This window comes from Exiguobacterium sp. s141, from assembly GCF_018618085.1.
Taxonomy (GTDB): domain Bacteria; phylum Bacillota; class Bacilli; order Exiguobacteriales; family Exiguobacteriaceae; genus Exiguobacterium; species Exiguobacterium mexicanum_A.
Genome location: NZ_JACSLJ010000001.1, coordinates 191,843 through 215,318, shown reverse-complemented (window position 1 = coordinate 215,318; position 23,476 = coordinate 191,843). Strand labels below are relative to the sequence as shown.

At 52.4% G+C, this 23,476-nt stretch carries 22 protein-coding genes; 16 read left to right on the top strand and 6 right to left on the bottom strand.

Annotated features, from left to right (window positions below):
• Positions 1-17: 17 nt before the first annotated feature.
• From hflX to KNP74_RS01095, 5 genes are all read left to right on the top strand, one after another.
• On the top strand, positions 18-1,262 hold the full coding sequence (gene hflX / locus KNP74_RS01115) for a GTPase HflX (protein WP_138859333.1): 1,245 nt from the start codon (positions 18-20) through the stop codon (positions 1,260-1,262).
• A 7-nt stretch (positions 1,263-1,269) separates the two neighbouring features.
• Complete coding sequence (locus tag KNP74_RS01110; protein ID WP_138860295.1) at positions 1,270-2,565, top strand: methionine gamma-lyase family protein; 1,296 nt, start codon at positions 1,270-1,272, stop codon at positions 2,563-2,565.
• Positions 2,566-2,658: 93 nt separating this feature from the next.
• A complete protein-coding gene (locus tag KNP74_RS01105) occupies positions 2,659-3,057 on the top strand; it encodes a MerR family transcriptional regulator (protein ID WP_021067593.1) in 399 nt (132 codons plus the stop codon).
• 46 nt (positions 3,058-3,103) lie between these two features.
• Positions 3,104-4,444, top strand: a complete 1,341-nt coding sequence (gene glnA / locus KNP74_RS01100; protein ID WP_034777799.1) for a type I glutamate--ammonia ligase — start codon at positions 3,104-3,106, stop codon at positions 4,442-4,444.
• Between the two features lie 165 nt (positions 4,445-4,609).
• Positions 4,610-5,710 carry a DNA alkylation repair protein gene (locus tag KNP74_RS01095; RefSeq protein WP_214763196.1) on the top strand — a complete coding sequence of 367 codons (1,101 nt, stop codon included), beginning with the start codon at positions 4,610-4,612 and terminating at the stop codon, positions 5,708-5,710.
• An 85-nt stretch (positions 5,711-5,795) separates the two neighbouring features.
• Here KNP74_RS01095 and KNP74_RS01090 read toward each other — a convergent pair whose 3' ends face one another.
• Together KNP74_RS01090 and lexA are read right to left on the bottom strand one after the other, a co-directional pair.
• Positions 5,796-6,236 (bottom strand): metal-binding protein, encoded by a 441-nt coding sequence (locus tag KNP74_RS01090; protein ID WP_214753023.1) that lies wholly within the window; start codon positions 6,234-6,236, stop codon positions 5,796-5,798.
• Positions 6,236-6,856, bottom strand: coding sequence for a transcriptional repressor LexA (lexA, locus tag KNP74_RS01085; protein WP_021067589.1), 621 nt, complete (start codon positions 6,854-6,856; stop codon positions 6,236-6,238). The genes KNP74_RS01090 and lexA overlap by 1 nt, the downstream gene beginning before the upstream one ends.
• Positions 6,857-7,061: 205 nt before the next feature.
• Here lexA and KNP74_RS01080 point away from each other — a divergent pair, with 205 nt between their 5' ends.
• The 7 genes from KNP74_RS01080 (at position 7,062) to KNP74_RS01050 (ending at position 14,492) form a co-directional block, all read left to right on the top strand.
• Positions 7,062-7,298 carry a hypothetical protein gene (locus KNP74_RS01080; protein ID WP_214711305.1) on the top strand — a complete coding sequence of 79 codons (237 nt, stop codon included), beginning with the start codon at positions 7,062-7,064 and terminating at the stop codon, positions 7,296-7,298.
• Positions 7,299-7,370: 72 nt separating this feature from the next.
• The gene (locus KNP74_RS01075) at positions 7,371-8,015 is read left to right on the top strand and encodes a YneB family resolvase-like protein (RefSeq protein WP_034777790.1); all 645 of its coding nucleotides are present in this window, start codon (positions 7,371-7,373) and stop codon (positions 8,013-8,015) included.
• Between the two features lie 60 nt (positions 8,016-8,075).
• On the top strand, positions 8,076-8,309 hold the full coding sequence (locus tag KNP74_RS01070) for a DUF896 domain-containing protein (RefSeq protein ID WP_034777788.1): 234 nt from the start codon (positions 8,076-8,078) through the stop codon (positions 8,307-8,309).
• Between the two features lie 199 nt (positions 8,310-8,508).
• Positions 8,509-10,500, top strand: a complete 1,992-nt coding sequence (gene tkt / locus KNP74_RS01065; RefSeq protein ID WP_214763195.1) for a transketolase — start codon at positions 8,509-8,511, stop codon at positions 10,498-10,500.
• Between the two features lie 124 nt (positions 10,501-10,624).
• Positions 10,625-10,855 carry a YneF family protein gene (locus KNP74_RS01060; RefSeq protein WP_021067584.1) on the top strand — a complete coding sequence of 77 codons (231 nt, stop codon included), beginning with the start codon at positions 10,625-10,627 and terminating at the stop codon, positions 10,853-10,855.
• Positions 10,856-10,984: 129 nt separating this feature from the next.
• Positions 10,985-12,739, top strand: coding sequence for an ABC transporter transmembrane domain-containing protein (locus KNP74_RS01055; protein WP_214763582.1), 1,755 nt, complete (start codon positions 10,985-10,987; stop codon positions 12,737-12,739).
• On the top strand, positions 12,729-14,492 hold the full coding sequence (locus KNP74_RS01050; RefSeq protein ID WP_214763194.1) for an ABC transporter ATP-binding protein: 1,764 nt from the start codon (positions 12,729-12,731) through the stop codon (positions 14,490-14,492). The genes KNP74_RS01055 and KNP74_RS01050 overlap by 11 nt, the downstream gene beginning before the upstream one ends.
• Positions 14,493-14,575: 83 nt before the next feature.
• Here KNP74_RS01050 and KNP74_RS01045 read toward each other — a convergent pair whose 3' ends face one another.
• Positions 14,576-14,755, bottom strand: a complete 180-nt coding sequence (locus KNP74_RS01045) for an aspartyl-phosphate phosphatase Spo0E family protein (protein WP_034777785.1) — start codon at positions 14,753-14,755, stop codon at positions 14,576-14,578.
• A 192-nt stretch (positions 14,756-14,947) separates the two neighbouring features.
• Here KNP74_RS01045 and KNP74_RS01040 point away from each other — a divergent pair, with 192 nt between their 5' ends.
• On the top strand, positions 14,948-15,646 hold the full coding sequence (locus KNP74_RS01040) for a cytochrome c biogenesis CcdA family protein (protein WP_114166290.1): 699 nt from the start codon (positions 14,948-14,950) through the stop codon (positions 15,644-15,646).
• A 20-nt stretch (positions 15,647-15,666) separates the two neighbouring features.
• Complete coding sequence (locus KNP74_RS01035) at positions 15,667-16,119, top strand: CcdC family protein (protein ID WP_034779932.1); 453 nt, start codon at positions 15,667-15,669, stop codon at positions 16,117-16,119.
• 34 nt (positions 16,120-16,153) lie between these two features.
• Here the strand turns inward: KNP74_RS01035 and KNP74_RS01030 are convergent, their stop codons facing one another.
• The 3 genes from KNP74_RS01030 to KNP74_RS01020 all read right to left on the bottom strand — a co-directional run bounded on the left by KNP74_RS01030 (position 16,154) and on the right by KNP74_RS01020 (position 18,772).
• Positions 16,154-17,716, bottom strand: a complete 1,563-nt coding sequence (locus KNP74_RS01030) for a solute symporter family protein (protein ID WP_214763193.1) — start codon at positions 17,714-17,716, stop codon at positions 16,154-16,156.
• Positions 17,713-18,045, bottom strand: a complete 333-nt coding sequence (locus KNP74_RS01025; protein WP_214763192.1) for a DUF485 domain-containing protein — start codon at positions 18,043-18,045, stop codon at positions 17,713-17,715. Before KNP74_RS01025 ends, KNP74_RS01030 begins: the two co-directional genes overlap by 4 nt.
• A gap of 295 nt (positions 18,046-18,340) precedes the next feature.
• Positions 18,341-18,772, bottom strand: coding sequence for a DUF2621 family protein (locus KNP74_RS01020; protein WP_034777781.1), 432 nt, complete (start codon positions 18,770-18,772; stop codon positions 18,341-18,343).
• Between the two features lie 193 nt (positions 18,773-18,965).
• Here KNP74_RS01020 and KNP74_RS01015 point away from each other — a divergent pair, with 193 nt between their 5' ends.
• Both KNP74_RS01015 and acnA read left to right on the top strand, forming a co-directional pair.
• The gene (locus tag KNP74_RS01015; RefSeq protein WP_214707626.1) at positions 18,966-20,561 is read left to right on the top strand and encodes a peptide chain release factor 3; all 1,596 of its coding nucleotides are present in this window, start codon (positions 18,966-18,968) and stop codon (positions 20,559-20,561) included.
• A 194-nt stretch (positions 20,562-20,755) separates the two neighbouring features.
• Positions 20,756-23,470, top strand: coding sequence for an aconitate hydratase AcnA (gene acnA / locus KNP74_RS01010; protein ID WP_214711309.1), 2,715 nt, complete (start codon positions 20,756-20,758; stop codon positions 23,468-23,470).
• Positions 23,471-23,476: the final 6 nt, after the last annotated feature.

The window sequence follows — 23,476 nt, the reverse complement described above, 5'->3', positions numbered from 1 at the left end:
AGGAATGAGGGATTTTTATGCAACGAGAGAAAGTCATTATCGTCGGGTGTCAATTACCGACCGTCGACGATTGGACATATGAACAATCGATGGGAGAACTCGTCGAATTGGTCGATACGGCACGAGGTGAGGTCGTCGCCCGTCTCGACCAGAAACGGCAACAAGTCGACCGCCGCACATTCATCGGAAAAGGGAAAGTCGAGGAGCTCGCGGTGCTCATCGAACAGTTCGAGCCGGACATCGTCATCTTCAACGCCGAGCTGTCGCCGGCCCAATCGAAGAATATCCGCATCTCGCTGAACGACCCGGACGAGATGAAACTGATTGACCGGACGCAATTGATTTTAGACATCTTTGCCGGACGGGCCCAATCGAAAGAAGGGAAGCTCCAAGTCGAGCTCGCTCAGATGAACTACCTGCTTCCACGTTTGATCGGACAAGGCACGCAGTTGTCACGTCTCGGTGGCGGAATCGGGACTCGGGGACCGGGTGAGACGAAACTCGAGTCCGACCGTCGTCACATCAAGCGCCGCATCGATGAAATCAAGAAAAATCTCGAAGGCACGGTCGCGCACCGTGACCGTTACCGGGAGCGTCGGAAAGAAAACCGTGTGTTCCAAGTCGCGCTCGTCGGTTACACGAACGCCGGGAAGTCGACAATCTTTAACCGCTTGACGGATGCGGATACGTACGAACAGGACGAACTGTTCGCGACGCTCGACCCGCTCACGCGCGAGCTCGAGTTGCCGCGGGGCGGTAAAGTGCTGATCACGGACACGGTCGGATTTATCCGGGACTTGCCGACGAAACTCGTCGCCGCGTTCCGCTCGACGCTCGAGGAAGTGCTCGGGGCCGACCTCGTCTTGCACGTCATCGACGCATCGAATCCGCATTACATGAACCAAATCGACACGACGAATTCGGTCTTGTCGGAACTCGGGGCGAGTGAGGTACCGCAGCTCGAGGTATACAATAAGAAAGACCGGTTGACCGAAGACTTCGTCGGCGGACCGCTCGTCATCTCGGCGCTCGATTCGACCGATATCGAGACGCTCATCGGCGCGATTGAAGATAAGATTGCGGATGTGTTGACGAAAGTACACGTCGTCTTGCCGGTCCGCTCGTTCGAGCATTACCATCCGGCCAAAGATTCGATGTATCGTCTCGAGGAGAAGTTCCTCGATGACGGTTCGGTCGAACTCGTCGGATATATGAGAGAAGACACGCGTCTATATGCGACGCTGAAACCATTTGAGGTGTGAAACAATGATGTGGCAAGAAAAGATTGCGTACTATGATGAATTGGCCCCGTTCGTGACCGAGGCGGAAGAACGGGTAAAACCATATTTTGAAACGATCGAGGCGACGGCGGAGTTCAACCAATACCGTGTCCTCGAGTCGTTCAAGAAACACAAAGTGTCGGATTTCCATTTCAATCCGACGACCGGGTACGGCTATGACGATATCGGGCGCGACACGCTCGAGTCGATCTACGCCGACGTGTTCGGGGCGGACCTCGCCCTATGCCGTCCGCAAATCATCTCCGGGACACACGCCATCGGGATCGCCTTGTTCGGTGTGTTGTTGCCAGGAGATGAGCTGCTCTATATCACCGGCAAGCCGTACGATACGCTCGAAGAGATCGTCGGGATTCGTGGAGACGGCCGTGGGTCGCTCAAAGAACTCGGTGTCGGCTACGACACGGTCGAGCTGAAAGAGGACCGAATCGACGTCGAGACCGTCATCGGACGGATTCGTCCTGAGACAAAGCTCGTCGGCATCCAGCGCTCGAAAGGTTACGCCAATCGTCGCAGCATCCCGGTCCAAGAAATCGGTGAGGCGATCAGGAAGATCAAAGCGGCACATCCGCACGTCTTCATCTTCGTCGACAACTGCTACGGCGAGTTCGTCGAGACGATCGAACCGACCCACGTCGGGGCCGATCTCATGGCCGGCTCGCTCATCAAGAACCCGGGTGGCGGCTTGGCGAAGACGGGCGGCTATATCGCCGGGACGAAAGAACTCGTCGAACGCTGTTCGTTCCGCATGACGACGCCAGGCATCGGGAGCGAGGCCGGTCCGTCACTCTACTCGCTCCAAGAGATGTACCAAGGGTTTTACATGGCGCCACATACGGTCGCCCAAGCGTTGAAAGGGGCACACTTGACGGCGAGCCTACTCGGATTGCTCGGTTTCGAGACCGACCCGCATTATACGACGCCCCGGACCGATTTGATTCAATCGGTGACGTTCCGCGACCGTGACAAGATGATCGCCTTCTGTCAGAGCATCCAAATGGCGTCACCGGTCAATGCCCACGCGTTGCCGGTACCAGCCTATATGCCGGGCTATGAGGATGACGTCATCATGGCGGCCGGGACGTTCATTCAAGGATCATCGATTGAACTGTCGGCCGATGGACCACTCCGGGCTCCATACACGGCCTACGTCCAAGGCGGATTGACTTACGCCCACGTCAAGGTCGCGCTCATGCTCGCCTTGAGCCAATTGCGGACGAAAGAGCTCGTCACATTTGACCGTGACAATATCTCACAGAAGTTGTAACCGAAATGTCATGTTAACTTTCTTAACATCTATTGACAGGTAAGTTGTCATGTATTATTCTCACAGTGTGAGACAGAAAAGGAGGGATAAGAGATGGCCGATCAATTTCGTCGCTCCAACCCGTTGTTTCCGATTGGAATCGTTCAAGATTTGACACAGCTGACAGGTAGACAGATTCGGTACTATGAAGAACAGGGTCTAATTTCGCCTAGTCGGACGGAATCGAAACGACGGCTCTATTCCTTTAATGATGTCGAACGTCTACTCACGATCAAGGATTTTATCGACCAAGGCTTCAACTTGGCGGCGATTCGTCATATGCTCGACAACACGGACGCCAAAGATGCGGAGTCACCAAAGGCACCGGTCGATGAAGCACCGAAAATCTCTGAACAAGAGTTACACAAATTATTGAAAACACAGCTTCAAGAAGCTGGCCGTTTCAATAAGACGTCGCTCATTCAAGGTGAGCTGTCACGTTTTTATCGATGACGCCAGTACACTAACCATTACACAATGTGAGAGGGGACATTTCACCATGGCCAGAAAAACGTTCACGAAAGAAGACATCAAACGCATCGCACAAGAAGAGGACGTACGCTTTATTCGTCTTCAATTCACGGATATCCTCGGTACGATCAAAAACGTCGAGGTTCCGATCAGCCAATTGGACAAAGCACTTGATAACAAGATGATGTTCGATGGCTCTTCAATCGAAGGGTTCGTACGCATCGAGGAATCAGACATGAACCTCTATCCAGACCTTGACACATGGGTTGTCTTCCCGTGGACAGACGGCAGCGGTAAAGTCGCTCGCTTGATTTGTGATATTTATACCCCGGACGGCAAACCGTTCAGCGGTGACCCGCGCGGCAATTTGAAGCGTAACCTCGAGCGCATGCAGAAGCTCGGCTTCACAGCGTTCAACGTCGGACCAGAGCCTGAGTTCTTCCTCTTCAAGAAAGACTTGAACGGCCAACCGACACTCGAACTCAACGACCAAGGCGGTTACTTCGACTTGGCACCGGTCGACCTCGGCGAGAACTGCCGTAAAGAGATCGTCATCGAGCTCGAAAACATGGGCTTCGAAATCGAAGCATCACACCACGAAGTCGCACCAGGTCAGCACGAGATCGACTTCAAATACGCAGATGCGGTCACGACGGCCGATAACATCCAAACGTTCAAACTCGTCGTCAAGACGATCGCAGCAAAATACGGTCTTCACGCGACGTTTATGCCGAAGCCACTCTTCGGTGTCAACGGTTCAGGGATGCACGCCAATATGTCGCTCTTCAAAGGTGACACGAACGTCTTCTACGATCCAAACGGCGAAATGGAACTCTCTGACACGGCTCGCGCCTTCACAGCAGGGATTCTCGAGCACGCTCGTGCGTTCACGGCTGTCTGTAACCCGACTGTCAACTCGTACAAGCGCCTCGTTCCTGGTTACGAAGCACCTTGCTACGTAGCATGGAGCGCGCGCAACCGTTCACCACTCGTTCGTGTACCAGCGGCCCGTGGCCTCTCGACACGGATCGAAGTACGTTCGGTCGACCCGGCGGCGAACCCGTACCTCGCTTTGGCCACGCTATTGGCTGCAGGTCTTGATGGAATCGAGAAAGAAATGGCGGCTCCGAAGCCGATCGATAGCAACATCTACGTCATGGACAAGCCAGAACGTGTTGCTAACGGGATTGACGACCTTCCGGCTACGCTCTTCGACGCGCTCGAAGTACTCCGTACCGACAAAGTCGTCATGGAATCACTCGGTGAACATATCGGTGAGCACTTCCTCGAGTTGAAAGAAATCGAGTGGGATATGTTCCGTACGCAAGTGACAGAGTGGGAGCGCGATCAGTACATGACGCTCTACTAAGTCGACTAATGAGGGATATTCCCTTTAAAATCAGAGTCCTGAACGAGTCTTCGTATGAAGTGCTCATTCAGGACTCTTTTTCTATAATTCGCTTCAACTAATCAATATAATGAGGGAGAATGTATATCACTATAAATGTAATGGAATGGGATAGGGGGACGAGAAGTGGCAACACCATTAAAAGACGTGTATGATGAGACCTTTTTGTTGGAATTTGGACGACGTATTCAAACCGTGTATCCGTCATTTGACGTACAGGCTTTTATCGCATCAATCATAGATGAATCGTGGGAAGCGTTGGCACTCAAAGGGCGTACTCGACGTATTTCGATAAAACTAGGTCAGTATTTGCCACAGAATTACGAATCAGCTTTGGACGTATTGGTTGAAATTGCAGATGACTGCGTCGGCTTTCCTTATTTGTTTTTCCCGGACTTTGTAGCGGTGTATGGACAGGCAGAAGAGCATTGGGAACGCTCGATGTCAGCGCTCGAACGCTTCACACAGAAGTCGTCTTCTGAATTTGCGATCAGGTCTTTTTTGTTGCGGGAACCAACGCGTGTGATGAACCAAATGACAGCTTGGGCCATTCATCCGAACGAACATGTTCGGCGTTTGGCGAGTGAGGGTTGTCGTCCTCGCCTTCCGTGGGCGGAATCGTTACCGATGTTCAAAGAAGACCCAGCTCCAGTGTTGGAGATTTTAGAGTTGTTAAAAGAAGATCCATCATTATATGTGAGAAAAAGTGTCGCTAACAACCTCAACGATATCTCGAAAGATCACCCAGAAGCTGTACTCGCAGTCTCGCGACGATGGCAGGGCGAGCATCCTCATACCGATTGGATCATTAGACACGGATGCCGGACACTGATCAAGTCAGCCCATCCTGACGCGTTAACGATATTCGGTTATACGCAGGAAACAAATTTAACCGTCGACTCATCGATTTCTATACATCCGAACGTGATCCGCATAGGGGAGGCGTGCGAGATTCAGTACGATGTGTCCATTCGTCCAGGGGATGCTGCTTATGTTCGTATCGAATACGCGATTGAGTTTATAAAGGCCAACGGGAAAGCGAGTCGTAAAGCATTCCTGCTAGCGAATAGAACCGTCGCTGGGGGTGCGCGACTTGCAGCGACCAGAGTGCACGACTGGTCAGATTTGACGACCCGTCGGCATTATCCAGGGGAGCATCGTGTCGTCTTGTTGGTAAATGGACGAGAAGTGGCTGAAAATCATGTCATGTTGCATAAAAGTTGTTGAACTTCTATATAATAAACGGTTCGAAAAAGGGCAACCCAGTCTAATAGACGGGTTGCCCTTTTAGGTGTATGGCATAAGCATTTGCTTAAAACGCACGTTTGAAGAACGTCGATGCATAGTCGAGCGTCGTATGTAGCGTCGTCGCGAAGACGAGTCCGAAGAAGCAGGCTGCCCCGTTCAGGTCGAGCCACGATTTGGCAGCTTCCTCATACGGCGTGAACGTGAGCACGAGCGTGAGCGGGAAACCGAGATAGATGACCCGGATCAGATCGCTCAAGAGCGGCAAATGCGAGAATAACGACCGATGGGGCATAAGCTTCACGTAAGGGAGCCAAAAGCCCCGAAGCGGTCCCCATCGATAATAGGCGTCCGACTTCAAGTCGAGGTCCGGGGAGAGCCAGAACGTCCCGATCAGGGCGCCGAATAGGAACACGGTCGGAACATCGATGTCAATAAAAGGCGTGGCAATCGCAAGAGCACCGATTGCCACGAGATTCGTACGGGTATGTGTCTTGCCACTCGCCATTAGTGAATCGTGCGGTATACACCGATGACCTTCCCTAAAATCGACACGTTATCGAAATACATCGCTTCGAGCTCGTCGTTCTCCGGCTGGAGGCGAACTTTCGAAGCTTCTTTATAAATCCGCTTCACGGTCGCTTCACCTTCATCCGTCATGGCGACGACAATCTCTCCATTGTCGGCCGTGTTCTGTTGACGGACGAGGACGCGGTCCCCATCCAAGATCCCCGCGTTAATCATCGAGTCTCCTGAGACAGAGAGCATGTAGACGTTGTCGGAACCGACGACGTGAGCCGGGAGCGGGAAGTGTTCTTCCACGTTCTCGATGGCCGTGATCGGCGTACCGGCTGTGACTTTCCCGATGACCGGCACGTACATGACGGCATCGTGGTCTTCGACGACGGACATCTCTTCATCCAAAATCTCGATGGCGCGTGGCTTCGTCTTATCACGTCGAATCAATCCACGCTTCTCAAGACGGTCCAAGTGACCGTGTACAGTCGAGCTCGATGCGAGCCCGACAGCCTCGCCAATTTCGCGGACCGAAGGGGGATACCCTTTCGCCCGAACCTCAGCTTTTATAAAATCAAGAATCTGTTGTTGTCTTGCTGACATTTTTTTCAATGGATTTCACCTCGATTATGTCGAATAACCTGCGAACGCATCCTATTCTTTATGGGTTTAGTTTAACACAAGAACACATGAGCGCACAAACATTCGTTCGTTTTTTTCTGCTTGACCGAACAGAAGTTCTTGTTTTATGATGAGAACAGATAAACGAACAGACGTTCTCGAGAACGTGTATTCTTATTCCCAGGAGGCAATGATTATGAGAGACACAATCAATGGAATCATCTTAGTCGGCATGTTGGCACTCGGTATGTTCGTATTTTTCGCGGTCGGAGAGCTTCGTGACAACGAAGCGGTCGTCGTGACCGAACAAAAAGTCGAACACAGTATTGAAGAAGAAGTCGCCTTGAAAGAGGCGGAGACGCTCGAAGCGCACATTCTCGCTAAACGGGATGAGGAAAAAGACGACAAGACGACGTGGTTCGCCGCCGAATAATCGTTTCTGATTGCGAACATCCCTTCATCCTGTGTATCGTAGAGGGCGAATGGAAAGAAAGGAAGTGACGCGATGCGAGTCGTCATTTATTGTCGCGTATCGACGAACAAGTCCACCCAAGAGACGTCGCTCAGTCGTCAGGCGGACGAATTGAAGCAGATGGCGAGACGTCTTGATGCTGAGGTGGTCGATGTGATCAGTGAACAAGAGAGCGGGTATGAGGTCAATCGGGCGGGACTGCTCGATCTATTGGAGCACGTCTCGACGTCCGATCTCGATGCCGTGCTCGTGAGCGATGACAGCCGTCTCGGACGGGGAAATGCAAAAATCGCTATCTTGCATACGCTCATGAAACATAACGTGCGCTTGTTGACGATGCAGTCGTCCGATGAATATATCGTCTCCGACGCCGAGAAGATGGTACTCGAGATCGTCAGTGTCGTCGAAGAGTATCAACGAAAGATCCATAACGCTAAAATTTCACGCGGAATGCGTCGGGCGGTCGCGAACGGATTTAATCCGCATCGGAATATCCAGCACCATGACCAGGGAGGCCGGAGCCGAATCGAAGTTCCGATTGAAGAAATCGTCCAATTGCGTGAACGTGGACTCACGTTCGCTGAAATTGCCGCCACCCTCCGCGGTTTTGGTTATGAGGTATCGAAAGCGACCGTGAACCGGCGCTACTTGGAGCACGTGTCGGTACCAGAAACTTGATTCCTGCTCGCTGATTTTGTACAGTAGAAGGACAAATTCAGTAGAGAGGGGGCGAGCCCGATGCTAGCACCTGAACAGTTGGAGCGAATCAATTTCCTCGCCAACAAAGCAAAGACAGATGGTCTGTCACCACAAGAGATGGACGAGCAGCAAGCGCTGCGCCAACAATATTTGCAAGCGTTCCGCCAATCATTCAAATCACAGATGATGGGAATGAAGGTCGTCGATCCGGAAGGAAACGACGTAACGCCAGAAAAATTAAAAGATGAGCAGGAACGTTACCGCTCAGAATGACCATGAATGCACATCCTATTTCATATAGGATGTGCATGTTTGTTATACGCGAACGTTGATCAGGGGGACTCATTGATGCGTTTTCAAACGAAAGGAAGTAAACGATTCCATTTAATGTGTTATACTAATTAATTAGTTGTGACACACGAATGAGTGTGCTAAAATATGACGGGTAGAAACTTTGTTAACAACAGAGAGGATGAAATTAGTGGAAACAACTACTAAAGAATTATTAGCGATTAACTCGATTCGGACGCTCTCAATCGACGCGGTCCAAAAAGCGAACTCAGGTCACCCGGGTATGCCGATGGGTGCGGCTCCGATGGCGTTCACACTTTGGACGGACAAAATGCGTCACAACCCGAAAAACCCGAACTGGTTCAACCGTGATCGGTTCGTCCTTTCAGCGGGACACGGTTCGATGCTCTTGTACTCGCTTCTTCACTTATCTGGTTACGATCTCTCAATGGACGATCTCAAATCGTTCCGCCAAATGGATTCGAAAACGCCTGGGCATCCAGAGTACCGTCACACGGCAGGTGTCGACGCGACGACTGGACCGCTCGGACAAGGGATCGCCATGGCTGTCGGGATGGCAATGGCAGAGAAACATTTGGAAGCGACGTACAACCGCGATGAGTTCAAAGTGGTTGACCACTTCACATACGGGATTTGCGGAGACGGTGACTTGATGGAAGGCGTATCGGCAGAAGCTGCTTCGCTCGCTGGTCACTTGAAACTTGGCAAACTCGTCGTCCTTTACGATTCAAATGATATCTCGCTTGACGGCGACCTTCACAAATCGTTCTCGGAAAGCGTTGAAGATCGTTTCAACGCCTACGGTTGGCAAGTGATCCGTGTCGAAGATGGTACGGATATCGATACAATCGCGAAAGCAATCGACGAAGCGAAAGCAGAAACGTCGAAACCGACCCTCATCGAAGTGAAGACGGTTATCGGCTTCGGTTCACCGAACAAGTCAGGCAAATCGGCATCACACGGTGCACCGCTCGGCGAAGCTGAAATTGAGCTCACGAAGCAGTTCTACAAGTGGGAAGGCGAGAACTTCTACGTACCGAACGAAGTATACGACTTGTTCAACGATAAAGTCGTTGAGCCAGGCGCGAAGCATGAAGCGGACTGGAACGAACTCGTTGAAGCTTACAAGTCAGCACACCCTGAACTTGGTGCCCAGTTCGAGCGTGCGATGAACAACGAGCTCCCAGAAGGTTGGGACAGCGAATTGCCGACGTTCGAAATCGGTTCGAAAAAAGCGACTCGTCAAACGAGCGGTGAAGTATTGAACGCGATCGCCAAAGCGGTTCCGACTCTCTTCGGAGGCTCGGCTGACCTCGCTGGTTCGAACAACACGATGATCAAAGGCGCTGCGGACTTTGATGAAGATCCAGCCGGCCGCAACATCTGGTTCGGAGTCCGTGAATTCGCGATGGCAGCAGCCGTCAACGGGATGGCGCTCCACGGTGGGGTCCTCCCATACGGCGCGACGTTCTTCGTCTTCTCGGATTACCTTCGCCCGGCAGTTCGACTTGCTGCGCTCATGGGAATCCCATCAACGTTCGTCTTGACACACGATTCAATCGCGGTCGGCGAAGACGGCCCGACGCACGAACCGGTCGAGCACTTGATGAGCTTCCGTGCGATGCCAAACTTGTCTGTTCTCCGTCCGGCTGACGGAAAAGAGACGATTGCGGCTTGGAAGCAAGCAATCACGACGAAAACATCACCATCGCTTCTCGTCTTGACGCGTCAAGCGTTGCCAGAACTCGAGGGCACGTCGGTTGAAGACGCAGCTAAAGGTGGCTATGTCGTCGCCGGCAACTCAAGCGAGGCAGACGTCCTTCTTCTCGGTACAGGTTCTGAAGTACACGTCCTCGTCGAAGCTCGCGAAGCACTCGCGGCTGAAGGCGTGAACGCGGCTGTCGTCTCGATGCCTTCGTGGGAATTGTTCGAAGCGCAATCGGCAGAGTATAAAGAATCGGTCCTTCCGTCGTCGATTACGAAACGTGTCTCGCTCGAAGCGGGCGCGACGCTCGGTTGGTACAAATACGTCGGTTTCGGCGGAAAAGTACTCGGCATCGACAAGTTCGGCGCCTCTGCTCCTGGGGATCTCCTCATGAAAGAATACGGCATGTCGGTCGACAACGTCGTCGCAGCTGTCAAATCACTTTAATCGCATGTTGTCAGTGGTGGCCCGGAGGTTTTGGGTCACCACTTTTTTTTCAGACGACTAGCGAATTAGCGTAATATAGTGTATAGTAAAAAACGATGTTTCATATGGTAGAGGAGGTTAAGCCTTGAGTACATTATTCTGGATTCTTCTTATCGTGGCAGCACTAATCGGGGGTATTGCGATCGGTTTCTTTATCGCTCGTAAATACATGATGAACTACCTCGAACAGAACCCACCGATCAACGAAGATATGATTCGTACATTGATGATGCAAATGGGTCAAAAGCCGTCACAGAAGAAAGTCAACCAAGTGATGCGCGCCATGAACGTTCAAATGAAGAACGAAAAGAAATAAACTCGATTGACCGAAGCACTTTGCGCCCGCAAAGTGCTTTTTTCATCCAGTTTTTGTTAGACAATCGAACAAACTTTCGCTAATCTAATAGAATAGTCTGAATTCAAGACAACATAGGGGGTGTTTCCAATTCGTGTATTCAAACAACTAGCTTGGTTCTTCAAGCTCGAGTGGCGGACGTATGCGCTCGGCATCGTCTTACTCATGTTCGTCGCGGCGCTCGAACTTATACCGCCGCGCATCATCGGACGAATCGTCGATGAAATCAACCGGGGAACGCTTGGAACAGATTTATTATGGATGTTGCTCGGCGGGCTCGCGGCCGTCGGGATCGGGAACTATGTGGCCCGTTTCTTCTGGCGATACTTCATCTTCGGGGCTTCGATTCGCCTCGGTCGGATGTTGCGGAGTCAGCTCTATCGTCATTTCACCGATTTAGATCAACGGTTTTATAAGAAGTCGCGGGTCGGGGATTTGATGGCCCATGCGACAAACGATGTCCAGGCCGTCTCGACGACGGCGGGTGCGGGGATTTTGACACTCGTCGATAGCATCACCATGGGAACGTTCGTCATCATCACCATGGTGACGACCATCAGTTGGAAGTTGACGGTCGTGGCATTGTTGCCGCTGCCGATCATGGTCGCGTTGACGACGCGATACGGCAAACTCTTACATAATCGGTTCGGGGTCGCCCAAGCGGCGTTCTCTGAACTGAACGATAAAGTCCAAGAGAGCGTCAGCGGTGTCCGGGTGTTGAAGTCGACCGGGGAAGTCGGCCGCGACGTTGACTCGTTCGAGAAGCTATCCGACGAAGTCATGGCGAAAAACGTACGTGTCGCGAAAATCGACGCCTTGTACGACCCGACCATCTTCGGGATTGTAGGCCTCTCGTATATCTTGTCGATTGGTTATGGCGCGTATTTGATTGAACAAGGAGAGCTGACCATCGGACAGATCGTTAGTTTCACCGCCTATCTCGGCTTGCTCACATGGCCGATGCTCGCGTTCGGCTGGCTGTTCAATATCGTCGAACGAGGGCGGGCGTCTTACGACCGGATTGAGCGGATGCTCGCCGTCAAACCTGAGATTCAGGATGATCCGATGGCGGCGACGAAACTCGCCCATTCGGAGATTGAAGCGGATATTCGTGCGTTCCGTTATGACGAGACGCCCGTCCTGCAAGACGTCACATTCCGCCTCGAACGCGGACGGACGCTCGGACTCGTCGGCCGTACCGGTTCTGGTAAGACGACGATTGTACGCTTGTTGACACGAGAGTATGACGTACATGATGGGACGATCAAAATCGGTGGTGTCAACATTCGCCAAGTGAAAAAATCACTCCTGCTCGATAAAGTTGCCGTCGTCCCGCAAGATCATTTCTTGTTCAGCGATTCGATTGCGAACAATATCGCATTCGGCAAACCGGAAGCGAAACTCGACGAAATCATGGAGGTGGCAAAAATCGCCGAGGTTCATGATGACATCATGCGGCTGCCGGAAGGATACGCCACGCTCGTCGGGGAACGAGGTGTGACGTTGTCGGGTGGTCAGAAGCAACGGATTTCAATCGCACGTGCCCTCATGATTGAGGCGGACGTGTTGATCCTCGACGATGCCCTCTCGGCTGTCGATGCGAAGACGGAGGAGGCGATCATCGAGCATTTCCGGACCGGGAACCCTGACCAGTCCCGCTTGATCGTGGCGCATCGACTGTCTGCGGTCGAGCATGCCGACGAAATTCTCGTCCTTGAGGACGGTCGAATCATCCAACGCGGGCGTCATCAGGACTTGATTCGCGAGCCCGGTTGGTACAAAGACACGTACGATCGCCAACAACTCGAGGCGATTGTCGAAGGAGGTGGCCACCATGAAGCATGACGTTCAGGAATGGGCGGTCATTAAACGCCTATTGGCCTACACGAACCGCTACGCACGTCCGCTCGTACTCGCTTTTGTGTTCTTGCTGCTCGCCACCGGCGCAAAACTCGCAGGACCGTTCTTAATCAAAGTGTTCATCGATGAGTTCGTGACGCCTGGCGTCTATCCGACAAACTGGGTCGTCACCTTGCTCGTTGTTTATTTGGTCTTGCATGTGTCGGCGATCATCTTCGACTACTTGCAGTCGATCTCGTTCCAAAAGATTGCCTTAAAGATCGTGCAAAACATCCGGATGGATATCTTCCGTCACGTGATGGGGATGCGGCTCGCCTACTTTGACCGAACTCCGGCGGGAGTGCTTGTCTCTCGAATCACGAACGACACCGAGGCCGTCAAGGAACTGTACGTCGGGGTAATGAGCACGTTCGTACAGTCAGCGGTTCAATTGGTCGGGACGTACGTGTTCCTTTATATCCTCGAACCGACGCTCGCGACGATGGGGCTCGTCCTTGTTCCGCTGTTCTGGCTCATCATCTGGGCGTATCGCCGCTATTCGACAAAATATTTTGCCCAAGTGCGTGACTTGTTGTCACAACTGAACGGGCAATTGAATGAATCGATCAACGGGATGGGAATCGTTCAACAGTTCCGACAAGAAGAGCGGCTCGTCCGCCAGTTCGAAGAAACGAACAAGGCCCACCAAGAGGCACGCTATCGAAACTTGAAGCTCGACAGCATGTTGCTGCGACCGATCATCGAGCTGTTGCTCGCCTTCTCCATCATTGGACTGCTCGGCTATTACGGCGTCTTGTCGACGACCGAGCAAGTGCAGGTCGGGGTCGTCTATGCCTTCATCAGCTACATCGAGCGCATCTTCCGTCCGGTGCTCGACATCATGCAACGCTTGAGCGAGTTTCAACAGGCGGTCGTCTCGGCGGACCGTGTCTTCAAAGTCTTGGACACGGATGAACCGGCTCCAGGAAAGAGTCTTGCCGGTCCTGCCGAAATCGGCTCCGGGGAAGTCCGGTTCGAGAACGTCACGTTCAGCTACGATGGGGAAGTCGATGTATTGAAACAGATATCATTCGTCGCCAAACCAGGCGAGACGGTCGCCCTCGTCGGTCACACGGGTAGCGGAAAGAGTTCAATCATCAACCTGTTGACCCGGTTCTATCCGTATCAATCAGGCCAAATCACGATCGACGGGTATCCGATCGAGCAGTTCGAGGAAGCCGAGCTCCGAGCCAAAGTCGGGCTTGTGCTCCAAGATCCATTTTTGTTCACAGGGACGATCGAGGATAACTTGAAACTGTTCAATCCGACGATCGACTCGGACAAAGTCCGGGAAGCGGCCGAGTTCGTGCAAGCTCATACGTTCGTCGAGAAGCTTGAGGCCGGTTACGGACATACGGTCGGTGAGCGCGGCGCGACATTCTCGAGCGGGGAACGGCAACTGCTCGCCTTCGCCCGGACGGTCGCCCGTGACCCGAAGATTTTGATTTTAGATGAGGCGACGAGTTCGATTGACACCGAGACCGAGGAGCGTGTCCAGCTCGCCCTCGATCGGATGAGACGGGGACGGACGACGATTGCCATCGCTCACCGTCTGTCGACGATTCAAGATGCCGACTTGATTCTCGTCCTTCATCGGGGTGAGATCGTCGAACGAGGTAACCATCAGGCGCTTTTAAAACAGGATGGGCTGTACAAAAAGATGTACGAACTTCAATCTGGCCAACGTCTGATGTCATAAATTACAAAAAAGACACCGTCAAGGTGTCTTTTTTCCATGGAAAAAGCCCGCCACTTCAAGGAAGGACGGGCCGTTTGGTTCGATTAATTTATGTGGTCTGAAGCGTGTATGGCTAGGACGTGACGTGTAATCAGCTTGTCCAATTCTTGGCTGACATGAATCACTTCTGGAGACGTCCAACTGTGCTGCGAGGCGATTTCATACAGTTCATCGCGTTTCTGTTCAATGGCATAATGTAAGTTTTCAGCTGTGATGACCGCCACGGTGTTTCCCCCATCGTTGTAAGATCGATACTGACTAATAAGAATATCCAAATCTTAGCATCTAACACTACCGTTTACAAGTTTCATTTCCATTTCAAAGATTACAAATTCAATCATGTAAGGTGCTCGGAAAAAGATGCGAGCATTTTGAAAAGGTTTTCGCTATAATGGGGCTGAAAGGTGGAAGATCGCATGGAAGTCACACTTTGGCTCGCATTTGGGGCGGGCGTCTTATCATTTTTATCGCCGTGCACGCTACCGTTGTATCCAGTCTTTTTATCGTATATCACTGGGGTCTCAGTCTCTGATTTAAAGAGCGAGGGACTGCGACAACGCACGGCCTGGTTTCACACGTTCTCATTCTTGATTGGTTTCTCGATCGTCTTCCTCGTGCTCGGTCTGTCGACCTCGCTCATTGCCGACGTATTCATTCAATATAAGGATAGTTTGCGCATGTTCGGTGCCATCCTCATCTTCGTATTCGGCGTCTTTTTGGCGGGACTTTGGCAACCTAGTTTCATGATGCGCGAGAAAAAGCTCGCTTTAGGGGAGCGTAAAAGCGGCTACTTTGGAACGGCATTGATTGGAATTGGATTCGCGGCGGGATGGACCCCGTGTACCGGACCGATTCTTGCCGGTGTCATCGCGCTCGCGGCCTCGAACCCGAGTCAAGGGATGGGCTATATGTTGGCGTACGTCATCGGCTTCGCCATCCCATTCCTCATCATGGCGAGATTTGTCGGGAAAATCAAATACTTGGCGCGCAACAGTGCCAAGGTGGCAAAATTCGGAGGTTATTTGATGATGGCCTTCGGCGTCGTATTATATTTTGATGGCATGAATCGCTTCGCTGCTTGGATGAGCGAATTAGTAGGATTCACCGGATTTTAAAAGGGGTTGACCGAATGTCGATATTTTGGGGATCGACCCTCGTCGCACTAATGATGGGCCTGATTGCGAGCTTCGTTCGCGTCAAAGCATCAGCACGTCCGACGAATGCTAAAAAGATCTTGATTCCGCCCTTGGCGATGTCGACCGGGATGTTGCAATTTCTCGTCCCGGCGTTTCGATTGACTTGGCTCGAGGTCGGAGAAGCTTTAATCGTCGGATTGATTTTCAGCGTATTTCTCATCAAGACATCGAACTTCGAGAAACGTGATGGTGAGGTGTACTTATCCCGCTCGAAAGCGTTCTTTATCGTCGTCTTCGTCTTATTGGCGATTCGGACGGTCATGAAGGCGTTTCTCGGAGACGAAGTCAATATTTTCGCGACGGGCGGACTGTTCTATTTGATTGCCTGGGGCATGATCGTCCCATGGCGCATCGCCATGTACCAAAAATATAAACAAATCGCTTCAACATGAACGGCGTCCCTCGCGAGGGACGCCGTTTTGTCGATTATGAAGATTTTTTCGTCATGGCAGCTTCCGTCTCGGCATCGATCCCGGTGTTCGCTTTGACGAGGATGCGTTCGAAGTTTCCGGCGACTTCGTCCGACTTCGTCACGTACGTCCCGACGATGGCGGCCAGGAAGCCGAGCGGGATCGAGACGATTCCCGGGTTCGTGAGCGGGAATAACGCCTCACCGATAAAGATTGCCGAGCCATCCGGTGCCCACACGTTCGGGCTGATGGCGACGAGGAAACGCGACGAGAATAATCCGACGACCATGCCGAACACGGCTCCGTCCGTATTGAACCGTCTCCAATAAATCGTGAACAAAATGACCGGCAAGTTCGCGCTGGCAGCGACAGCGAATGCGAGAGAGACGAGAAATGCGACGTTCATCGATTGGGCGAAGAAGGCGAGTCCCATCGAGACGAGTGCGACCGCGATTGAAGCGATCCGGGCCGCTGTGACTTGTTCTTTTTCGGTCGCTTCGCCCTTCCGGATGAAATGACCATAAAAGTCGTGGGCGAACGCCGAGGCCGCCGATAAGACGAGTCCTGCGACGACGGCAAGAATCGTGGCGAAGGCGATGGCGGCCACGAAAGCGAACAATAAGTCACCGCCGAGCACTTGGGCGAGGAGAGGCGCGGCCATGTTCCCGGCCGGGTTGGCGGCGACGATGGCGTCCGATCCGACGAACGCGGCGGCCCCAAATCCGAGGAAGATCGTCAGTATGTAGAACGCACCGATGACCCATGTCGCATAGACGACGGATTGTCGTGCCGTCGGTGCATCCTTGACCGTGAAGAAGCGGATGAGAATGTGCGGTAGACCGGCCGTCCCAAGGACGAGTGCCAAATTGAGTGAAATCGTATCGAGCGGGAGCTTGAACTTGTTGCCAGGGTTCAAGAAGCTCTCCCCGAGCGGTGTCGCCTTACTGACCTCGGAAAACATGGTGAAGACGGAGAAGTCAAAGCGGGCGAACACGAGGAATGAAATGATGGCGGTCCCGATCATCAACAAGACGGCTTTTGTGATCTGTACCCATGATGTCGCGGTCATCCCCCCGAAAACGACATAGACGGTCATTAAGATTCCGACGACGATGACGCTCGTCGTGTAGGGGATGCCGAGCAAGAGCTCGATGAGTGCCCCGGCGCCGACGAGTTGGGCGATCATATAAAAGATGGAGATGACGATAGCATTCATGGCGGCAACCCCTCGCACGCGCGGCTTGTTGAAGCGTGCCGCAATCATATCGGCCATCGTATACTTTCCAAGGTTACGGAGCGGCTCGGCGACCAAATATAGGACGACGAGGTAGGCAACGAGGAAACCAATCGAGTAAAAGAACCCATCGAACCCGGCGAGGGCAATCATCCCGGCAATCCCGAGGAATGAAGCGGCCGACATATAATCACCGGCGATGGCCAGACCATTTTGGAATCCGGTCAAACCACCGTCGGCCGTATAAAAGTCGCTTGCGGTCTTTGTCTTTTGGGCGGCGAAAAATGTGATGACGAGCGTGAGTCCAACAATCGCGACGAATAGAAGAATAGCTGTCCAGTTCATCGTCCCTCCTCCTCTTGTTTGATGGCTGCGACGAGCTCGTCGAAGCGGCGGGCCCGGCGGCTATACATGACACAAAACGTCCAGGTCATGAAGAATTGAGCGAAGGCGAGCACCCAGGCCCAAGTGATCTCACCGGCGACAGCGATGTTCAAGAACGTGAAGTAGCTCGTGGAGATTGGTAACGTAAAATAAAAGATGAGTGAGAAGATGATGGATGGAACAATGAACCGGTTCTTTTCTTGCATCAACTTGTGGAATGAAGGGCTCTCGATGATTGTTTCGGCGGAGCGAGTGCTGTCAGTTCGCGTGACGTGCGTGACATCATGCATCGGAAAACCTCCTTTTGGAATCAAGATACGTACATTATAGAAATATAAATAAAGGAAAATCTATCCATTTTTATTGCTAAAACCCATGCATGTTATACTAATATTGGTCATACCACTTTATTGTAATCGTTTTTAATATTGTCTATATTATGAACGGTATTTAAGAATAATTAATCCGTCCAAAAAAGGTACTTTGGACTTAGTATTCGTATGGCACAATTTCCGTTTCGTATAACTTAGTTGAACTGGTGAAGACAAAAAAAGATGCCAAGCCCAAGGCCGGCATCTCGTTTCATCATTGTTGGAAATAATGTTGATACATTTTCCAGTCGATTTGTTCTTCTTCAAGCGCCTTTTTTAAAAATTTATGGTCCCGTTTCGGTGTCGCGGCGATATAGCCTTTGACGACGAGCTCAGTCGTCATTTCACGGGCTCGCGTCTCGAGAGCGAACTGTCCGATTTTGCCCGCAATCTTTCGGATGGCGACGTCGCGGAACAGCTCCGGTACCGGTGTGACGAGACGATCAAGCAATGTACGCGTCTCCGGTGTCCATAAGTGGCGTGTCTTGTCGATGTAATCATCCTCGATGTCGAGGAGTGAGCGCCCGTCTTCTTTCGGCATTCGTTTTAAAAATTTGCGGAACATGAAGTAGCCGCCGATCGACATCAACCCGATCATCACGAATCCCCAGAAGACAATGAAATACATCACCAAGTTTTCTGGCATCGTCTTTCCCCCGTTCTGTCATTTCACGATCATTCAAGCTAAGTATACAAAAAAGGGGCGCGATACAAAAGCTACAGCTATCCGTTCCTTACTATAAAGATGGACGAAACGCGCGGGCTTCGTTAGAATAGATAGCGTTGCAATGAGCAAGAGCCAGTGTAAATCGTAATGTTCAGAAAGGAAAGAGCCATACATGAACCAATTAAAACAAGAAGTTGAGAAGCGGCGTATTTTCGGCATCATCTCGCACCCGGATGCCGGTAAGACGACGCTCACCGAGAAATTGCTCCTTCACGGGGGAGCCATCCGTGAAGCGGGGACGGTCAAAGCCCGTAAAAACTCTAAACACGCCAAATCTGACTGGATGGAGATCGAGAAACAACGTGGAATCTCGGTCACGTCATCGGTCATGCAGTTCGTCTATCAAGACAAGGTCGTCTCGATCATGGACACACCAGGACACAACGATTTCGGGGAAGATACGTATCGCGTCTTGACTTCGGTCGACAGTGCCGTCATGGTCATCGATGCGGCCAAAGGGATCGAGACGCAGACGAAGAAATTGTTCCAAGTCTGTCGGATGCGCGGGATTCCGATTTTCACGTTCATGAACAAGCTTGACCGACAAGCGAAAGATCCGCTCGAGCTCATGGAAGAACTTGAAGAAGTGCTCGGCATGCCTTCGGTCGCCGTGACTTGGCCGATCGGGAGCGGAATGCAGTTCGAAGGGGTATACGATCGCTTAAAAAACGAAGTGCACTTGTTCCGTGGTGACAAAGCGACGCTCACATTGAACGAAGAAGGGGTCAATGATCCAATCCTCGCCGATCACTTGACGGAAGAGAACTTAACGAACCTTCGAGATGAAATCGATCTTCTCGACGGTGCCGGCAATGAAATCGACGTCGATGCGATCCAGCACGGGAAATTGACGCCGGTCTTCTTCGGGACGGCGCTCGTCGACTTCGGGGTGACGTCATTCTTGAATCACTACCTTGATATGTCACCGGCGCCTGAGGCACGTAAGTCGAACGTCGGTCCAATCGACCCGACGTCAGAGGACTTCAGCGGCTTCGTCTTCAAAATTCAAGCGAACATGAACCCGGCCCACCGCGACCGCATCGCTTTCGTTCGCATCTGTTCGGGCGTCTTTGAGCGCGGCATGGATGTCACGCTCACACGGACGGGCAAAAAAATCAAGTTAAGCCAGTCGACACAGCTCATGGCCAACGACCGGGAGACGGTCGACAAGGCGTTCGCTGGAGACGTGATCGGGATTTATGATTCAGGCACGTACCAAATCGGCGACACGATCACGACATCGAAACAAAAAATCGCGTTCGAGGCGTTGCCGACGTTCCCACCGGAACTCTTTATGCGCGTCTCGCCGGTCAACTCGCTCAAGTCGAAACATTTCCACAAAGGTGTCGAGCAGCTCGCCCAAGAAGGAGCGATCCAAGTGTACCGTAACGAGTACAACGAGATTTATCTCGGTGCGGTCGGTCAACTCCAATTCGAAGTGTTCGAGTATCGATTGAACAACGAGTACGGCGTCGACATCCGCATGGAGCCGGTCTCGTACAGCGTCGCCCGTTGGGTGAAGGACAAGGAATTGAAGGCGCTCAAGCCGTTCCAGGACTCACGCAACATGCTCGTGACAGACCGCTGGGAGCGTCCCGTGTTCTTGTTCGCCAACGAGTTCACGTTCGACCGCTTCAAAGAACGCTATGAAGACGAGCTCACGCTCGTCGACGCCCTCGACGTCAACGTCGAGATCGGCGCAGAATAATAGATGGACGGCTCTTCATAGGGCCGTCCTTTTTTTGTTTCAGTGACTTGGTTGATTTTGATAAGTTTTACTTATGGCTAATTTGTGACGGAATGTATTTTACGTCACGCTATAGTTGTATTATGATAAACATGTGATAAGTAAGCGATTACGGCACATGCCGAAGTCGCCGCTTTCAAAAAGGGGGATATCGTATGGAACAGACGAACGTATTAGACGCTTTCAAATCTCGGACGCAGTTCGAGGTCAATGGCAAAGCGTACGATTATTACCGGCTCAAAAAGCTTGAAGAAGAAGGGGTGACGGAACTTAGTCGACTTCCGTACTCGATTCGTGTATTGCTCGAATCTGTACTTCGCCAGCAGGATGGTCGCGCCATCACGAAAGAACATGTCGAGAACTTGGCTAAATGGGGTACTGCCGAAGTCTCGAAAGACATCGATGTTCCGTTCAAACCGGCTCGCGTCGTCCTTCAGGACTTCACGGGTGTACCGACGGTCGTTGACCTCGCTTCACTTCGTAAAGCGATGGCCGACCTCGGTGGAGACCCGAACAAGATCAACCCGGAAATTCCGGTTGACCTCGTCGTCGACCACTCGGTCCAAGTCGATGCGTACGGTTTCGCCGGCGCACTCATGAAAAACATGGACATCGAGTTCGAGCGTAACGAAGAGCGTTACAAGTTCTTACGTTGGGCCCAGACGGCGTTCGACAACTATCGTGCCGTCCCGCCAGCAACAGGGATCGTCCACCAAGTCAACTTGGAGTACTTGGCTTCGGTCGTGCTCGAAAAGAATGATGGAACGGGCAATGTCGCCTATCCAGACTCGCTCGTCGGAACGGACTCGCACACGACGATGATCAACGGACTCGGTGTCCTCGGCTGGGGTGTCGGTGGAATCGAAGCCGAAGCGAGCATGCTCGGACAACCGTCTTACTTCCCGGTACCAGACGTCGTCGGCGTCAAAATCGTCGGTGAAGTCAACCCGGGTGTCACAGCGACAGACGTCGCGCTCGTCGTCACAGAGATGCTCCGTAACGAGAAAGTCGTCGGCAAGTTCGTCGAGTTCTTCGGACCGTCGCTTCACACGATGCCGCTCTCGGACCGGGCGACGATCGCCAACATGGCACCTGAATATGGCGCGACATGTGGCTTCTTCCCAGTCGATACAGAGACGCTCAACTACATGCGCACGACAGGTCGCCCAGAAGAATTGATCGACCTCGTCGAAGCCTACTCGAAAGCGAACGACTTGTTCTATACGCCAGACCAGGCTGACCCGTCGTTCACGAAAACGCTCACGCTCGACTTGTCGAAAGTAGAGCCGTCCCTCGCTGGACCGAAACGTCCACAAGACCGGATCAACTTATCAGACCTTCAGACGGCGTTCGTCGACAGCGTGACGGCACCAGCCGGACACAGTGGTTTCGGTCTTGAAAAAGCCGAGCTTGAGAAGACGGCAGCTGTCAACTACACGGACGGCGCTGTCGACATGCGTACAGGTGACGTGGCAATCGCAGCGATCACAAGTTGTACGAACACGTCGAACCCATACGTCATGGTCGGCGCAGGACTTGTCGCGAAGAAAGCCGTCGAACGTGGTCTCACGGTTCCGAAATTCGTGAAGACGTCGCTCGCACCAGGCTCGAAAGTCGTTACCGATTACCTCGATAAAGCCGGTCTAACGCCGTATCTCGACCAACTCGGTTTCAACACCGTCGGTTACGGATGTACGACTTGTATTGGAAACTCGGGTCCACTCGACCGCGAAGTCGAAGAAGCGATCACATCGAACGATTTGCTCGTCTCGTCTGTCCTCTCGGGGAACCGTAACTTCGAAGGCCGTGTCCACCCGCTCGTGAAAGCGAACTTCTTGGCGTCACCGCCACTCGTCGTCGCCTACGCGCTCGCCGGATCGGTCAACTTCGACATCATGAACGAGTCGTTCGGAACGGACAAAGATGGCAACGAGGTCTTCTTCAAAGACATCTGGCCATCAAACGATGAGATCAAGATGGTCGTTCAAGACGTCGTCTCACCGGAAGCGTTCCGTAAAGAGTACGACACAGTGTTCACAGGGAACGAGCGTTGGAACGCCCTCGACGTGCCAGAAGGCAACTTGTATGACTTCTCGGACGATTCAACGTATATCCAAAACCCGCCATTCTTCGAAAACCTCGAGCCGGAAGCGGGCGTCGTCCATGCGTTGAACGGACTCCGCGTCATCGGGAAGTTTGCTGATTCGGTCACGACCGACCACATCTCACCAGCCGGAGCATTCTCGAAAACGACACCAGCTGGCCAATACCTTCAATCAAAAGGTGTTGCACCGCTCGACTTCAACTCGTACGGCTCACGCCGCGGAAACCACGAAGTCATGATGCGCGGTACGTTTGCGAACATCCGTATTCGTAACCAAGTCGCACCAGGCACTGAAGGCGGCTTCACGACGTACTGGCCGACTGGCGAAATCATGCCTATGTATGATGCGGCCATGAAGTACAAAGAGCAGGGCACAGGCCTCGTCGTCTTCGCTGGGAACGACTACGGAATGGGCTCGTCACGTGACTGGGCAGCCAAAGGAACGAACTTGCTCGGCATTCGTGCCGTCATCGCGCAAAGCTTCGAACGGATTCACCGCTCGAACCTCGTCATGATGGGCGTCTTGCCACTCCAGTTCATGGACGGGGAGTCGGCCGACTCACTCGGACTCACAGGTGAAGAGGCGATCGACATCCAAGTCGACGAATCGGTTCGCCCACGTGATATCCTGAACGTCAAAGCGACTCATGAGAACGGTACGGTGACCGAGTTCCAAGTCGTCGCCCGCTTCGATTCTGAAGTCGAAATCGATTACTACCGTCACGGTGGAATCTTGCAGATGGTCCTCCGTAACAAATTGAAATAAGCCAAC

Excerpts from the sequence above, each read along its gene's own strand:
- glnA (WP_034777799.1), top strand. The coding sequence starts at position 3,104 with ATGGCCAGAAAAACGTTCACGAAAGAAGACATCAAACGCATCGCACAA.
- KNP74_RS01015 (WP_214707626.1), top strand. The coding sequence starts at position 18,966 with ATGAACCAATTAAAACAAGAAGTTGAGAAGCGGCGTATTTTCGGCATC.
- KNP74_RS01030 (WP_214763193.1), bottom strand. The coding sequence starts at position 17,716 with ATGAACTGGACAGCTATTCTTCTATTCGTCGCGATTGTTGGACTCACG.
- KNP74_RS01020 (WP_034777781.1), bottom strand. The coding sequence starts at position 18,772 with ATGCCAGAAAACTTGGTGATGTATTTCATTGTCTTCTGGGGATTCGTG.
- KNP74_RS01025 (WP_214763192.1), bottom strand. The coding sequence starts at position 18,045 with ATGCATGATGTCACGCACGTCACGCGAACTGACAGCACTCGCTCCGCC.
- KNP74_RS01070 (WP_034777788.1), top strand. The coding sequence starts at position 8,076 with ATGCTAGCACCTGAACAGTTGGAGCGAATCAATTTCCTCGCCAACAAA.
- KNP74_RS01040 (WP_114166290.1), top strand. The coding sequence starts at position 14,948 with ATGGAAGTCACACTTTGGCTCGCATTTGGGGCGGGCGTCTTATCATTT.
- KNP74_RS01050 (WP_214763194.1), top strand. The coding sequence starts at position 12,729 with ATGAAGCATGACGTTCAGGAATGGGCGGTCATTAAACGCCTATTGGCC.
- KNP74_RS01075 (WP_034777790.1), top strand. The coding sequence starts at position 7,371 with ATGCGAGTCGTCATTTATTGTCGCGTATCGACGAACAAGTCCACCCAA.
- KNP74_RS01110 (WP_138860295.1), top strand. The coding sequence starts at position 1,270 with ATGTGGCAAGAAAAGATTGCGTACTATGATGAATTGGCCCCGTTCGTG.
- acnA (WP_214711309.1), top strand. The coding sequence starts at position 20,756 with ATGGAACAGACGAACGTATTAGACGCTTTCAAATCTCGGACGCAGTTC.
- KNP74_RS01105 (WP_021067593.1), top strand. The coding sequence starts at position 2,659 with ATGGCCGATCAATTTCGTCGCTCCAACCCGTTGTTTCCGATTGGAATC.
- KNP74_RS01090 (WP_214753023.1), bottom strand. The coding sequence starts at position 6,236 with ATGGCGAGTGGCAAGACACATACCCGTACGAATCTCGTGGCAATCGGT.
- hflX (WP_138859333.1), top strand. The coding sequence starts at position 18 with ATGCAACGAGAGAAAGTCATTATCGTCGGGTGTCAATTACCGACCGTC.
- KNP74_RS01080 (WP_214711305.1), top strand. The coding sequence starts at position 7,062 with ATGAGAGACACAATCAATGGAATCATCTTAGTCGGCATGTTGGCACTC.
- tkt (WP_214763195.1), top strand. The coding sequence starts at position 8,509 with ATGAAATTAGTGGAAACAACTACTAAAGAATTATTAGCGATTAACTCG.